The sequence below is a fragment of the Promicromonospora sp. AC04 genome (assembly GCF_003058225.1).
In the GTDB taxonomy this organism is placed as follows: domain Bacteria; phylum Actinomycetota; class Actinomycetes; order Actinomycetales; family Cellulomonadaceae; genus Promicromonospora.
In genome coordinates, this window is the sequence record NZ_QBUG01000001.1 from 1,067,203 (window position 1) to 1,080,011 (window position 12,809).

Consider the following 12,809-nt stretch of genomic DNA (forward strand, 5'->3'; position numbering starts at 1 on the left):
TTCCGGCACGTCCCCCAGCCCCACACTCCGAAACTCTTCAGCAGGAGGCATCGAGCCCGATGCAGACCCATCAGTACGACGTCGTCATCGTCGGCGCCGGCGGCGCAGGTATGCGCGCCGCCCTCGAGTCGTCGAAGGAGGCCCGCACCGCGGTGATCTCCAAGCTGTACCCCACCCGCTCCCACACGGGTGCCGCCCAGGGCGGCATGGCCGCGGCCCTCGCCAACGTCGAGGACGACAACTGGGAATGGCACACGTTCGACACAGTCAAGGGCGGCGACTACCTCGTCGACCAGGACGCGGCCGAGATCCTCGCGAAGGAAGCCATCGAGTCGGTCCTCGACCTGGAGCGGATGGGCCTCCCGTTCAACCGCACCCCCGAGGGCAAGATCGACCAGCGCCGGTTCGGCGGGCACACCCGTGACCACGGCCAGTCCGCCGTGCGCCGCGCGTGCTACGCAGCCGACCGCACCGGCCACATGATCCTCCAGACGCTCTACCAGAACTGCGTCAAGCAGGACGTCGAGTTCTTCAACGAGTTCTACGTGCTGGACCTCATCACCGACCACGACCTCACCACCGAGGAGATCGCGGACGGCGAGGAGGTCAACGCCACCGGCGTCGTCGCGTACGACCTGGCCACCGGCGAGATCCACGTGTTCCAGGCCAAGGCGATCATCTTCGCCACGGGCGGCGCCGGGAAGATCTTCAAGACCACCTCGAACGCGCACACCCTGACCGGTGACGGCATGGCGCTGGCGTACCGCCGCGGCCTGCCGCTGGAGGACATGGAGTTCTTCCAGTTCCACCCGACAGGCCTGGCCGGCCTGGGCATCCTCCTGTCGGAGGCGGCCCGCGGCGAGGGCGGCATCCTGCGCAACTCCGAGGGCGAGCGCTTCATGGAGCGCTACGCCCCCACCATCAAGGACCTCGCGCCGCGCGACATCGTGGCCCGGTCCATGGCGAACGAGGTCCGCGAGGGCCGGGGCGCCGGCCCGAACAAGGACTACGTGCTGCTCGACCTGACGCACCTGGAGCCGGCGCACATCGACGCCAAGCTCCCGGACATCACCGAGTTCGCGCGCACCTACCTCGGCATCGAGCCCTACACCGAGCCCGTCCCGGTGTACCCCACGGCGCACTACGCCATGGGCGGCGTGCCGACCAACATCCAGGGCGAGGTGCTCCGCGACGGCGTCAACGTCGTCAAGGGCCTCTACGCCGCCGGTGAGGTCGCCTGCGTGTCCGTGCACGGCTCCAACCGGCTCGGCACCAACTCGCTGCTCGACATCAACGTGTTCGGCAAGCGCTCCGGCCGTGCGGCCGCCGAGTACTCCAAGACGGCGTCGTTCCACGACCTGCCGGAGGACCCGACCGTCCGCGTGGTCGCGCAGCTCGACGAGATGCGCAACCGGCCCGACGGTGAGCGCGTGGCGGACATCCGCAAGGCGCTGCAGGACACGATGGACCTCAACGCCCAGGTGTTCCGCACGGGCGACTCGCTGAACGCGGCCCTGGCCGACATCCGCGAGCTGCAGAAGCGCTACCGCAACGCGTCCGTCCAGGACAAGGGCAAGCTCTTCAACACCGACCTGCTGGAGGCGATCGAGCTGGGCTTCCTGCTCGACATCGCCGAGGTCACCGTGGTCGCGGCGATCAACCGCAAGGAGTCGCGCGGCGGTCACTACCGCGAGGACTACCCGAACCGCGACGACGCCCACTACATGCTGCACACCATGGCCTACCGTCGCCCCACGGCGGCGTCGGACGAGGCCGAGGGCCACGTCGAGGGCTACTTCGACCACGTCGAGGAGTTCGACGGCTACAAGGTCGTCCTGGGCTCCAAGCCCGTCATCCAGACCCGGTACGAGCCGATGGAGCGTAAGTACTGATGACTGCCACACTCGAAGCCGCCGCCCCGACCCCCGCCGCGGGCGAGATCCCCTCGTTCACGGTCACGCTGCGGATCCGGCGGTTCAACCCCGAGGTGTCCGAAGAGGCCACCTGGCAGGACTTCACCGTCGAGGCGCACGGCACCGACCGCATCCTCGACGCCCTGCACAAGATCAAGTGGGACGAGGACGGCTCGCTCACGTTCCGCCGGTCCTGTGCTCACGGAGTCTGCGGGTCGGACGCGATGCGGATCAACGGCCGCAACCGCCTGGCCTGCAAGACGCTCCTGAAGGACGTCAACCCGGAGAAGCCGATCACTGTCGAGCCCATCAAGGGCCTGCCGGTCGTGAAGGACCTCGTGGTCGACATGGAGCCGTTCTTCGCCTCCTACCGCGAGATCATGCCGTTCCTCATCACCTCCGGGAACGAGCCCTCCAAGGAGCGCTACCAGTCCCCCGAGGACCGCGCGAAGTTCGACGACACCACCAAGTGCATCCTGTGCGCCGCGTGCACGTCGTCCTGCCCGGTGTTCTGGACGGACGGCCAGTACTTCGGCCCGGCCGCGATCGTGAACGCGCACCGCTTCATCTTCGACAGCCGGGACGAGGGTGGCTCACAGCGCCTGGAGATCCTCAACGACAAGGAGGGCGTGTGGCGCTGCCGCACGACCTTCAACTGCACCGAGGCGTGCCCCCGCGGCATCGAGGTCACGAAGGCCATCCAGGAGGTCAAGCGCGCGATGATCACCCGCGCGTTCTGATCCTTCGGGGAGAGCGGGGCGGCACGGGACGAGGTCCTATGCCGCCCCGTTCTGCTCGTCCGCGGCCGGCGGGTCGGCCACCCATGCGCACGCCATGAGCAGCACCCTGGCCAGCAGGTTGACCAGCACCAGGATGGTCACCACCACCGCGAACGACGCCAGGAGGGCGTTGCGGGCGGCAGCGTTCGAGATCACCTCGGTACCGAGGTAGCGCAGCGCGCCGGCGACGACGCCGACCGCGAGCGAGCCGAGCAGCAGGTCCCGCCAGGCGGGCCGCACGCCGCCCACGTAGCGGACCACGGCGGCCACGACGATCGCGTCCAGCGCCAGGGTCACCAGGGCTCCGCCGACGCGTACCGCGACGGACACCGCGCCCCCGTCCAGGCCGAGGCTCTCCAGCGTCCAGGGCACCGCCACCGAGACCGCCACGCTGGCCGCCGCCGTGACGAGCACGGCGACGCCGAGCAGCACGAACCCGAAGATCTGCCACAGGCGGTCGGTCACCGGGTTGCCGTGGCCGTCGGTCTCCCCGAACATCGCCCGCACCGACGTGCGCAGGGCGCCCATGAAGTTCGTGGCAGACCACAGCAGCACCAGCGCCGCCACGGCCGAGGTCCAGCTCAGGCCGGTGGAGATCACGAGGTCTGTCGGCGACAGCACCCCGCCGCTGCCGGTGTCGACCAGCCCCGGGATCCACGTGTCGATCTGGTCCAGCACCGCGACCCGCAGGTCGGCGTCGCCGCCGAGGATACGCACGAACACGGTGTAGCCGATCGCGAGGGCCGCGAACAGGGAGAACAGGGCGGCGTAGGCCATACCCCCGCTGAGAACGGCGCCGTTCGCCGTGTTGAACCGTGTCAGTGCCCGCCCGGGGCGGGTCGCCTCCCAGCGCGCCCGGAGCGCCTGCCCCCACTCGATCAGCCGCCTCATCACGACGAGACTAGACGCCGAGGGGGAACGCTGCCTGCGGGCGCCAGATGCCGTCGTCGCCGTGCTCGTACTGGTAGAAGCGGTCGACGTCGAAGTCCGCCGAATAGTCGGCCATCGCCTCGAAGGCCTTGTCCAGGTCCGCGTCGGGCACCTCGTGCGCGATGGTCACGTGCGGGTGGTAGTTGAACCGCAGCTCCCCGTCGAGGATCCCCGTGCGCACGCTCGACTCGAGCTGCTCGCACTCGGAGATGCCCTGCGCCAGGGCCACGAACACCACCGGCGACACCGGCCGGAACGTGGCGGTACCGCGCAGCCGCACCGTGAAGGGCGGCGCCGCGGCGGCCACGGCCGCCAGGTGGGCCCGCGCCTCGTCGAGCCGCCCGGCGTCGAGCAGCGTGGGCCCCAGCAGCGTGATGTGCGGGGGGATGAAGTCCGCGAGCGGGTCGTCGGCAGCCACCCGCGCCGCGCTCAGCTGCGCGGCGAAGGGCGACGGGATCTCGATCGCGATCCCGATACGGACCTGACCGGGTCCGCGCTCGGGGAGGTTCACCGCATGCCTCGGACGGGGAGCAGCCCGAACCGGTCGTACATCCGGTCCAGCACCGGGTGGGCGATCGCGCGGGCCCGGTCGGCGCCGTCGGCCAGTACCCGGTCCAGCTCCGCGGGGTCCGCGAGGTAGGTGTTGGCCCGGGCCTGGAAGGGCTCGAGGAAGGCGACGACGGCGTCGGCCAGGTCCACCTTGAGGTAGCCGTAGCCGCGGCCGTCGTACTCCTTGGCGATCGAGTCGATGTCACGGTCGGTCACCGCCGAGAAGATCGTCAGGAGGTTCGAGATGCCCGGCTTCTCGGCCGGGTCGAACCGCACGCCGTACGCCTCGTCGGCGTCGGTAACTGCCGACTTGATGGCCTTGACCGCCTTCTTCGGGTCCTCCAGCAGCCAGACGACGCCCTTGCCGCCAGAGCTGGACTTGCTCATCTTGGAGCTGGGGTCCTGCAGGTCCTGGATCTTCGCCACGGCCTTGACGATGTGCGCGTCCGGCACGACGGCGGTGCCCGCGCCGAAGCGCGTGTTCAGGCGCTCCGCGAGGTCCCGCGTGAGCTCCAGGTGCTGGCGCTGGTCCTCCCCGACGGGGACCAGGCCGGCGTCGTACAGCATGATGTCGGCCGCCATCAGGACGGGGTAGGTGAAGAGCCCGACCGTGGTGCCCTCGCTGCCCTGCTTCGCGGACTTGTCCTTGAACTGCGTCATGCGCCCGGCCTCGCCGAACCCGGTCTGGCAGGCCAGCAGCCACGCCAGCTCCGCGTGCGCGGCCACGTGGGACTGCACGAACAGGGTCGACCGCTCGGGGTCGATGCCCCCCGCCAGGTACTGCGCGGCGGTGCTGCGGGTGCGCTCGCGCAGCAGGGCCGGGTCGGGGTTCACCGTGAGCGCGTGCAGGTCGACGACGCAGTAGAGCGCGTCGTAGGAGTCCTGCAGCGCGATCCACTGGGACAGGGCACCGATGTAGTTGCCCAGGTGGAGCGAGCCGTCGGTGGGCTGCATCCCGGAGAAGATGCGCTTCCGGGTGGGGCGCTGGGCGGAGGTTGCGGTGCCCGGCGCGGTCGAGGTTTCGGACGACATGGCCAACATTCTGGCAGGTCCATGCGCGCTCACCGAATCGTCAGGTCGCCTCGTCGTCGTAGGGCGCCTTCCCTGGTTCCGCGACCGCATTCGCCGGGGTCGCGGGCGCGCCGTTCCGCTCCGCCGCCTGCGCGGCGGCCGACCGCGAGTACGCCGAGGGCGGGCTGTCGTCCAGCAGGGCATCCCGCACGATCTTGCGCGGGTCGTACTGGCGCGGGTCGAGCTTGGACCAGTCGACGTCGCTGAACTCGGGCCCGAGCTCGTCGTCCACGCGGGCCTTCGCGTTCTGGAGCAGGTCGCGGCCGCGTCGCACGAGGGATCCGAGCTGCTCCGCGTAGACAGGTAGCCGCTCCGGGCCGATGACGAGCATGGCGACCACCAGAATGATCACGAGCTCCCAGCCATTGATGCCGAACACGCTCAGAGCCTACTCGCGTCGCGGGACCCGCCGGAGAACGCCAGATGAACCCGGATCACTGGCCGCTGGACCGCTCTTCGAGCACCACACGGACCTCGCGCTCCTCGTCCCCGGAGCGCACCTGCAGCGTCACCGGGTCACCGGGTGCCTTGGCGCGGATCGCGACGATGAGCTCGTCGGCCACCGACACGGGGCGGCCGTCGATCGAGAGGATCACGTCACCGGGCTCCACGCCCGCCTGGTCGGCGGGACCGTCCGGCGTGACCGCGGGCGTGCCCTGCTGCGCCTCCTCGGACACCTGGACGCCCTCGCCCTGGTAGGAGGGGTCCAGCAGCACGCCGATGATCGGGAACGTGGCCGTACCGGTCTCGATGAGCTGCTCGGCGGTGTGCCGCGCCTGGTTGGACGGGATGGCGAAGCCGAGGCCGATGTTGCCCGTGGCCGTCGTGGTGCCGGGGCCCTGCGCGATGGCCGAGTTGATGCCGATCACCTCGCCCGCCGAGTTCACGAGCGGGCCGCCGGAGTTGCCGGGGTTGATGGCGGCGTCCGTCTGGATGGCGTCGATGAACGCCGCCTCCGCCGCCTCCCCCGCCTTCACGGGACGGTGCAGCGCACTGACGATCCCCGTGGTGACCGTGGCCTCCAGGCCGAGCGGCGAGCCGACGGCGAGCACGGAGTCGCCCACCACCACGTCGTCGGAGTCGCCCAGCACGAGCGGCTCCAGACCCGTCTCCTCGACCCGGATGACGGCGAGGTCGTAGTCCGGCGTCGCGCCCACCAGCTCGGCGGGCTGCTCGTGCCCGTCGGAGAAGGTGACGGTCACGTCAGCCCCCGACGCCGCCTCGGCGACCACGTGGTTGTTCGTGAGGATGTAGCCCTCGGCCTTGAGGATCATGCCGGACCCGGTTGCCACACCCTGCTCGGCCCGCACCTCGATCGAGACCACGCTCGGCAGCGCGGCAGCGGCGATCGCCGCCACCGAACCCTCGGGGCGCTGCACCTGGGTGGCGCCCGCCGCGGGCTCGGGCAGCGCGGCGTCCGCCGGGCGCGCCGTCTCGCGCGCGTCCAGCAGCGCGTAGGCGCCCACACCGCCGCCCGCACCCGCGAGCAGCCCCAGCAGCACGACGGCGGACACTGCGCCTGCGCCGAGCTTGCCCCGGCGCGACCGGGGGGCCTGGGCCGTCCCGTGGGGCGGCGTCGCGTGCGATGTCGCTGCGTGCGTTGTGGCTGTGTGCGGGTGCTCCGCAGGCGTACCCGGCACCTCCGGCCCGGCGGTGGCCGGCGCGGGCACCGTGGTCAGGAAGCCCGACGTCGGAAGCTGCGCGGTCTGCTGCTCGGCCGGCTGCGCGGGAAGCTGCTCGGTCGGCTGCTCGGCGGCCGCGCCGTTCGCGGACCCCTGCTCCGGCGCTCCGGCGGGGCCGGGCTCGGGCGTGGGAGCCGCGGCCGGGGTCGCCGGATCGTTCGCGGGGGGCACTGCTGCGCGCGGTGTGGGGGGCGCGAACGGGTTCTCGTCGGTCATGGGCTTTCGATGGCTCCTGTCACGGTGTGCCACCCGCGGGCGATGCGGGGCAGGACCCCGGCATCGTAGCCATGCTCACCGAACGATGCCACGAGCTCGGTCAGCACCTCCTCCGGCGCGTCCGCGACGACGTCGACCACCATGTCGTCCGACTGCCACGCCACGTGGGCGGGCTCGGTGGCGAGCACCTGGACGTCACCCACGGCGGTGCCGCTCTCGGCGAGCTGTCCCGGGCGTTCGCGGACCACCGCGTGGCCCGAGGGGCCGGTCAGGTCGATCTCCAGCGTCTGGCCCTGGTCGCCCACCAGGCGCATGGCCGAGATCGTGTACCCGTCGGGCAGGCCGGCGGGCGCCGCCCAGCCGTTGTCCGCGGCCCAGTCGAGCGCGGCGGACGTGCGCTGGCCGGGGGCGACGTCGAGCGTGGCGAGCACGTCCTGGCCGGCCGCTGCGGTGTCCGGGCCGGTGCGGCCGAGCATGGTCATGCTGGTCTGCGCGGAGAGCTGCGGGGACACCACCGGGACGTCGCCGAGCGTGAAGAGGGCGAGGCCCAGCACGCCGGCGCCACCAACACCGAGCGCGGCGATCCGGGCGGCCCTCCGACGGCGCGCCGGGCGGTCGAGCCGGCCGTCGAAGTCGTCGAACCCCGTCGGCCACACCGGGGCGGCCAGCGGGTCCGGCCCGAGGAACGGGCGGCGCAGCGGGTCATCGGAGGTGGGCGGGATGCTCGCCTGGAGCGCCATCAGGCGCGCGGTGAGGGCCGGGTCGGGCACCACGTCGGCGGCGGAGGAAAGCGCGCGGCGGGCCGCGCGGGCGGTGTCCAGCTCGCGGGCGCACAGGCGGCACATCGTCACGTGGGAGAGCGCCCGCTCGGTCTCCGCGGGCGAGAGCTGCCCGTCGGCCAGCGCGCTGATCAGGTCGCCGAGATGCCCGCTCATCGCGCACCCCCGCGCGTCGGCGCCAGGTGCTCCAGCGCGTCGCGCAGCTGGGCGCGGGCCCGGTGGATGCGGGAGCGCACCGTGCCGAGCTTGACGCCGAGCGTCACGGCGATCTCCTCGTAGCTCAGGCCCTCGATGTCGCACAGCACGACGGCGGCGCGGTACTCGGGACGCAGTGCGTCGAGCGCCTTCTGCACGTCCTGGTCCAGGTTCGCGTGCTCGTAGCCGCGCTCCGGGCGGCCGAAGTCGCCGGTGTCGGCGACGTGGCCGTCGTCGTCGCCCATCGCCTCCATGCGGATGCGCTTCTTGCGGCGCGCCTGGTCGAGGAACAGGTTGGTGGTGATGCGGTGCAACCAGCCCTCGAACGTGCCCGGCGTGTAGCTGGACAGCGAGCGGAACACCCGGATGAAGGTCTCCTGCGTCAGGTCCTCGGCGTCCTGCTTGTTGCCGGTCAGACGGTAGGAGAGCCGGTAGACACGTGCCGAATGCTCGCGCACGATCTCTTCCCAGGTCGGCGGCTGCCAGGGCATGTCGACGGCGCCGGCCCCGGAAGGTACCGACGCGCTTGCGTCTGCTGCGCGAGTGCTCACAGAAGTCATCGTCCTCTCAACGCACGTGGAAGCCCAGGCGTTCCCACTGCCTGTACCCTGACGCCGCACGTGATGCACACATCTGAACAGGTCCAGCGGAGGAACCCATCAGTACAGCGGAGCCGTCCGGCCACGGCAAGGTCGCGGCCTGGGTCTACAGCGAGGCCTTCGTCCCCGAGGACGAGGTGCTGCTGCGTGCCCGGGAACGCGCCTCGGAGCTGGGCTGCCCGGCCGTGCTGCCCGGCGTCGGTGCGGTGCTCCGGGTGCTGGCCGCCGCGACGAACGCGCATGCGGTGGTGGAGGTGGGAACGGGTGCCGGTGTCGCGGCGCTCTGGCTGTTGCGGGGTATGCCGTACGAGGGCCAGCTCACCACCATCGACCGGGAGGTGGAGCACCAGCGGGCCGCGCGGACGGCGTTCGCGGAGGACGGCGTCGCCCCGCAGCGCACCCGGATCATTCCCGGACGGCCCGGTGACGTGCTGCCCCGCCTGGCGGACGGCGCCTACGACCTGGTGCTCGTGGCGAGTGACCCGCTCGGGTACCCCGAGTACGTGAACGAGGCCCTGCGGCTGCTGCGACCCGGCGGCGTGCTCGCCGTCGACGGGGCGCTGCTGCGGGACCGGGTGGCGGACCCCGCCCGCCGGGACGAGCTCACCACTGTCGTGCGCGAGGTGGGCCGGACGCTGCGGAACGACGAGCGGGTGCTGCCTGCCATGCTGCCGAGCGGGGACGGGCTGCTGCTGGCCGTCCGTCGCTGACCCGCCGAGAGGCCGGTTCCCGCGACGGACGGCCGCCGCAAAGCTTTTGATCTGCCTCTGGCTCAGCCGACGACGGTCTGGAGAGCGTCGCCGAGCTCGCTGGCCTCGGTCGCGTTGAGCTCGACGACGAGCCGACCGCCGCCCTCGAGCGGCACACGCATGACGATGCCGCGCCCCTCCTTGGTGACCTCGAGCGGTCCGTCACCCGTTCGCGGCTTCATCGCAGCCATGTGTGGCTCTCCCATTCCGTTGTCCGGTGTGTAGCAGCATTCATGATCCCGGCGAACGCCGAGGGCACAGACCCATTCTAGTTCAAATGGCGCCCCTTACTTTCCACCCGCTAATTGGTCGTCCTTCGTCGGACCATGCGTCGGATCAGGCACGATCTGGGACGCAGCGCGAACGGAGCGCGGACGGATCAGGCAAGACCGCGCAGCGCGGCGGCCGGCGGAGCCTCGTCGCGGACGGCCGCCACGAGGTCGAGGACGCGACGCGTGGCGGTCACGTCGTGGGCACGGAAGACCCGTGCGCCCAGCCATGCGGCCACCGCCGTCGCGGCGAGCGTCCCCTCCAGGCGTTCCTCGGGCGGCAGGTCGAGCGTCTCCCCCACGAAGTCCTTGCGGGACAGCGCCATGAGCAGCGGGAACCCGAGCCCGGCCAGCACGCCCGTGCTGCGCAGCAGGTGCAGGGAGTGCCACGTGTTCTTGCCGAAGTCGTGGGTCGGGTCCACGAGCACGGACTCGCGCGGCACGCCGCACGCCACTGCCCGCTCCGCGGCGGCCCGCAGGGTCGCCACGACGTCGGCCACCAGCCCGTCACGCGGGTCACCGTCGCGTGCCCCTGGGTACTCCACCCGGTACGGGTCCGTGCGCGGCACGGCTCCCCCCGTGTGCGAGCAGACGACGCCGACGCCGGCCGCGCCCGCCACCTCCACCAGGTCGGGGTCGTGCCCGGCCCAGGTGTCGTTGATCAGGTCCGCGCCCGCGTCGATCGCCGCGCGGGCCACCCCCGCGCGCCAGGTGTCGACCGAGACCAGGAGGTCCGGCACGGCCCGCCGGACCTGCGCCACGAAGGGCACCACGCGCCGGATCTCCTCGGCCTCGTCCACCGGCGAACCGTTGCCGGCCCGCACGCCGCCGACGTCGAGGATCTCGGCGCCGTCCGCGAACGCGCGCTCCGCGGCGGCCAGCGCCGCGGCGTCGTCCGGCACCCGGGCGGGGGCGTAGAACGAGTCGGTGGTGCGGTTCAGCACCGCCATCACGACGGGGCGCACCGCGCGCCCGTCCACCCCCACCTCGCGCCCGCGCAGGACCAGCGGCGCGGACGCCACCGGGACCGCAGGCTCTGGAGCTGCCGGAACCGTCACCTCGGGGACGTCCGGACCGTCCACCTACGCGCCGCCCGAGGCGGCCCGCAGCCCGGTCCCGACCGCCGCCGCTTCCTCGGCGGCACGCCCCGCGGACGCCGCCGCCTGCAGCGCGGCCTGCTCCGCCGCGATCTGGCTGGCCCGGTCGACGACGTGCCGCACCGCCTCGGCGGGGTCGTCGGTGAGGTAGATGATGTCGAGGTCGGCCTGGCTGATGGCGCCGTGCGCCAGTGCTGTCGACCGGATCCACTCCAGGAGGCCGCCCCAGTAGTCCTTACCGACCAGGACGATCGGGAACTGGGTCACCTTGTGCGTCTGAACCAGAGTGACGGCTTCGAAGAGCTCGTCGAAGGTGCCGAATCCTCCAGGCATCACGATGAATCCCTGTGCGTACTTCAGGAACATCGTCTTTCGCGCGAAGAAGTACCGGAAGTTGATACCGAGATTGACGTACTCGTTGACACCCTGTTCGAAGGGCAGCTCGATACCGAGACCGACGGAGGTGCCGCCCGCCTCGGCGGCGCCCTTGTTCGCGGCCTCCATGACGCCGGGCCCGCCACCCGTGATGACGGCGTACCCGGCCTCGACCAGGAGCCGGCCCACGGTCTCCCCCGCGGCGTAGTCCTCGTGGTCCGGCTTGGTCCGTGCCGAGCCGAACACCGAGACCGCCTGGCCGAGCTCTGCCAGCGCGCCGAAACCCTCCACGAACTCGCTCTGGATACGCATCACGCGCCACGGGTCCAGGTGCAGCCAGTCCGTGTCCTGGTCCGACGCCAGGAGTCGCTGGTCCGTGGTGGTCCGCGGGATCTGGTTCCCGCGCAGCAGAACCGGACCTCGGCGGTACCCGCGGCCGGACTGTGGAATTCCGTCGTCGCTCATAGGACCAAATTATCCGCCCAGCAGCCAGGCCCGCAGCGCGTCCCGGCACAGCGCGAGCTGCGCCACGGGCAGGTGCTCGTCGTCCTTGTGCGCGAGCAGGGGATCGCCCGGGCCGAAGTTCACCGCGGGCACGCCCAGCTCGGCGAACCGGGCGACGTCGGTCCATCCGTACTTCGGCGCGGGCGCGCCACCGGTCGTGGCCAGCACCGACGCCACGAACTGGGCGGCAAGGGGGTCGTCGAGGCCCGGGCGCGCGCCGCCGGCGGCGTCGGTCACCTCGACGTCGAACCCCTCGAAGACCTCCCGCAGGTGCGCCTCGGCCTCGTCGACGGAGCGCGACGGGGCGAACCGATAGTTCACCTCCACCGTGCACGCGTCCGGGATCACGTTGCCGGCGATGCCGCCCTCGATCCGCACGGCGTTGAGGCCCTCGCGGTAGACCAGGCCGTCGACCTCCACCTCGCACGGCTCGTAGGCCGCGAGCCGGTCGAGCACCGGGGCCACGGCGTGGATCGCGTTCTCGCCCGTCCACGCCCGCGCCGAGTGCGCGGCCACGCCGTGCGTGCGCACCTCGATGCGCATGGTGCCGTTGCAGCCACCCTCGATCCCGGCGTCGGAGGGCTCCCCCAGGATCGCGAAGTCCCCGTGCAGGAGCTCGGGGTGGTTGCGCGCGAGACGGCCCAGGCCGTTGAGGGCCGAGTCGACCTCCTCGTGGTCGTAGAAGATCCACGTCAGGTCGTGGGCCGGAGCGCTGCCGGGCGCGCCGAGCTCCACGGCGAGCGCGAGGGCGACCGCCACCCCGCCCAGCATGTCGACAGTGCCCCGGCCCCAGAGCACTGCGTCGTCGCCGGCGCCGACCAGCTGCGTCGGCAGGTTGTCCGCGATCGGGACGGTGTCGATGTGGCCGGCCACGACCACCCGCCGGTCCCTGCCCAGGTTCGTGCGGGCGACCAGGGCGTCGCCGTCGCGCAGCACCTCCAGGTGCGGGCACGCCCGCAGGACCGTCTCGATGGCGTCCGCCAGGGCCTTCTCGTCGCCGCTGACGGACGGGATGTCGCAGATGGTCCGGGTGAGAGCAACGAGGTCGGTCTTGCCGGACGGGTCGAGCAGAGTTGGGTCGATCACGGTGTCCACAGGGCAA

At 71.8% G+C, this 12,809-nt stretch carries 14 protein-coding genes; 3 read left to right on the forward strand and 11 right to left on the reverse strand.

Translation table 11 applies throughout. The annotated features are described in order from the left end of the window. Window positions 1-59: 59 nt before the first annotated feature. The gene (gene sdhA, locus C8K30_RS04600) at window positions 60-1,892 is read left to right on the forward strand and encodes a succinate dehydrogenase flavoprotein subunit (protein WP_108491643.1); all 1,833 of its coding nucleotides are present in this window, start codon (window positions 60-62) and stop codon (window positions 1,890-1,892) included. Next, on the forward strand, window positions 1,892-2,653 hold the full coding sequence (locus C8K30_RS04605; RefSeq protein ID WP_108491644.1) for a succinate dehydrogenase iron-sulfur subunit: 762 nt from the start codon (window positions 1,892-1,894) through the stop codon (window positions 2,651-2,653). Before sdhA ends, C8K30_RS04605 begins: the two co-directional genes overlap by 1 nt. A gap of 36 nt (window positions 2,654-2,689) precedes the next feature. On the opposite strand, the gene C8K30_RS04610 is transcribed toward C8K30_RS04605, so the two are convergent. The 7 genes from C8K30_RS04610 to sigE are packed head-to-tail and all read right to left on the reverse strand — an operon-like array spanning window position 2,690 to window position 8,674. Next, entirely contained in the window at window positions 2,690-3,583 is an 894-nt protein-coding gene (locus C8K30_RS04610; protein WP_108491645.1) for a YihY/virulence factor BrkB family protein, read from the reverse strand. Window positions 3,584-3,593: 10 nt separating this feature from the next. Continuing rightward, window positions 3,594-4,133, reverse strand: a complete 540-nt coding sequence (locus C8K30_RS04615) for a 2'-5' RNA ligase family protein (protein WP_108491646.1) — start codon at window positions 4,131-4,133, stop codon at window positions 3,594-3,596. Further along, a complete protein-coding gene (gene trpS / locus C8K30_RS04620) occupies window positions 4,130-5,203 on the reverse strand; it encodes a tryptophan--tRNA ligase (RefSeq protein ID WP_108491647.1) in 1,074 nt (357 codons plus the stop codon). Before trpS ends, C8K30_RS04615 begins: the two co-directional genes overlap by 4 nt. Window positions 5,204-5,243: 40 nt before the next feature. Next, window positions 5,244-5,621: a twin-arginine translocase TatA/TatE family subunit gene (locus C8K30_RS04625; RefSeq protein ID WP_108491648.1), complete on the reverse strand. Its 378-nt coding sequence runs from the start codon at window positions 5,619-5,621 to the stop codon at window positions 5,244-5,246. A 55-nt stretch (window positions 5,622-5,676) separates the two neighbouring features. Further along, on the reverse strand, window positions 5,677-7,140 hold the full coding sequence (locus tag C8K30_RS04630; RefSeq protein ID WP_108491649.1) for a S1C family serine protease: 1,464 nt from the start codon (window positions 7,138-7,140) through the stop codon (window positions 5,677-5,679). Continuing rightward, window positions 7,137-8,075, reverse strand: coding sequence for a zf-HC2 domain-containing protein (locus tag C8K30_RS04635; RefSeq protein WP_108491650.1), 939 nt, complete (start codon window positions 8,073-8,075; stop codon window positions 7,137-7,139). Before C8K30_RS04635 ends, C8K30_RS04630 begins: the two co-directional genes overlap by 4 nt. Next, a complete protein-coding gene (sigE, locus tag C8K30_RS04640; protein ID WP_108491651.1) occupies window positions 8,072-8,674 on the reverse strand; it encodes an RNA polymerase sigma factor SigE in 603 nt (200 codons plus the stop codon). The genes C8K30_RS04635 and sigE overlap by 4 nt, the downstream gene beginning before the upstream one ends. A 176-nt stretch (window positions 8,675-8,850) precedes the next feature. Between sigE and C8K30_RS04645 the strand changes: the two genes are divergently transcribed. Beyond that, entirely contained in the window at window positions 8,851-9,423 is a 573-nt protein-coding gene (locus tag C8K30_RS04645; RefSeq protein ID WP_108491652.1) for an O-methyltransferase, read from the forward strand. Between the two features lie 62 nt (window positions 9,424-9,485). Here C8K30_RS04645 and C8K30_RS04650 read toward each other — a convergent pair whose 3' ends face one another. The 4 genes from C8K30_RS04650 to dapE all read right to left on the reverse strand — a co-directional run bounded on the left by C8K30_RS04650 (window position 9,486) and on the right by dapE (window position 12,802). Continuing rightward, window positions 9,486-9,653, reverse strand: a complete 168-nt coding sequence (locus C8K30_RS04650) for a DUF3117 domain-containing protein (protein WP_084467633.1) — start codon at window positions 9,651-9,653, stop codon at window positions 9,486-9,488. Between the two features lie 188 nt (window positions 9,654-9,841). Continuing rightward, window positions 9,842-10,813 (reverse strand): dihydropteroate synthase, encoded by a 972-nt coding sequence (gene folP / locus C8K30_RS04655; RefSeq protein ID WP_369939277.1) that lies wholly within the window; start codon window positions 10,811-10,813, stop codon window positions 9,842-9,844. Then, complete coding sequence (locus C8K30_RS04660) at window positions 10,814-11,668, reverse strand: TIGR00730 family Rossman fold protein (protein WP_108491653.1); 855 nt, start codon at window positions 11,666-11,668, stop codon at window positions 10,814-10,816. A gap of 9 nt (window positions 11,669-11,677) precedes the next feature. Then, window positions 11,678-12,802 carry a succinyl-diaminopimelate desuccinylase gene (gene dapE / locus C8K30_RS04665; RefSeq protein WP_108491654.1) on the reverse strand — a complete coding sequence of 375 codons (1,125 nt, stop codon included), beginning with the start codon at window positions 12,800-12,802 and terminating at the stop codon, window positions 11,678-11,680. Window positions 12,803-12,809: the final 7 nt, after the last annotated feature.

Bases quoted from the DNA above. Each gene is read 5' to 3' on its own strand.
- C8K30_RS04650 (WP_084467633.1), bottom strand. From the start codon at position 9,653: ATGGCTGCGATGAAGCCGCGAACGGGTGACGGACCGCTCGAGGTCACC.
- trpS (WP_108491647.1), bottom strand. From the start codon at position 5,203: ATGTCGTCCGAAACCTCGACCGCGCCGGGCACCGCAACCTCCGCCCAG.
- C8K30_RS04630 (WP_108491649.1), bottom strand. From the start codon at position 7,140: ATGACCGACGAGAACCCGTTCGCGCCCCCCACACCGCGCGCAGCAGTG.
- sdhA (WP_108491643.1), top strand. From the start codon at position 60: ATGCAGACCCATCAGTACGACGTCGTCATCGTCGGCGCCGGCGGCGCA.
- C8K30_RS04660 (WP_108491653.1), bottom strand. From the start codon at position 11,668: ATGAGCGACGACGGAATTCCACAGTCCGGCCGCGGGTACCGCCGAGGT.
- C8K30_RS04605 (WP_108491644.1), top strand. From the start codon at position 1,892: ATGACTGCCACACTCGAAGCCGCCGCCCCGACCCCCGCCGCGGGCGAG.
- C8K30_RS04635 (WP_108491650.1), bottom strand. From the start codon at position 8,075: ATGAGCGGGCATCTCGGCGACCTGATCAGCGCGCTGGCCGACGGGCAG.
- sigE (WP_108491651.1), bottom strand. From the start codon at position 8,674: ATGACTTCTGTGAGCACTCGCGCAGCAGACGCAAGCGCGTCGGTACCT.
- C8K30_RS04610 (WP_108491645.1), bottom strand. From the start codon at position 3,583: ATGAGGCGGCTGATCGAGTGGGGGCAGGCGCTCCGGGCGCGCTGGGAG.